Annotated in this window: 1 protein-coding gene; it reads left to right on the plus strand. The window is 36.8% G+C overall.

The window, feature by feature from the left end; genetic code table 11:
• Positions 1-258: hypothetical protein (locus Q0820_RS16930; RefSeq protein WP_298489483.1), on the plus strand; the 258-nt coding region annotated here is incomplete at both ends.

Below are 258 nucleotides of genomic sequence, written 5' to 3' on the forward strand. Positions count from 1 at the left end.
GTTGACTTTACTGTAAATGGTTTTGCTAGTACTTATGCATATACTATTAATGCTGGTACAGCAATAACTGCACAATCTGCTAATACAATTAACCTAACTGGTCTTACGGCTGGTGATTATACCATTGTTGTTACGGACGAAACTACAAATTGTACAGACACTAGTACTATTACGGTTAACCAACCTACAAATGCTTTAGCTATTGACAGTATTGTACCAACGGATCCAACATGTATCGCCGATGGTAGTGTCATTATT

It is taken from the genome of uncultured Maribacter sp., assembly GCF_947495965.1.
In the GTDB taxonomy this organism is placed as follows: Bacteria; Bacteroidota; Bacteroidia; order Flavobacteriales; family Flavobacteriaceae; genus Maribacter_B.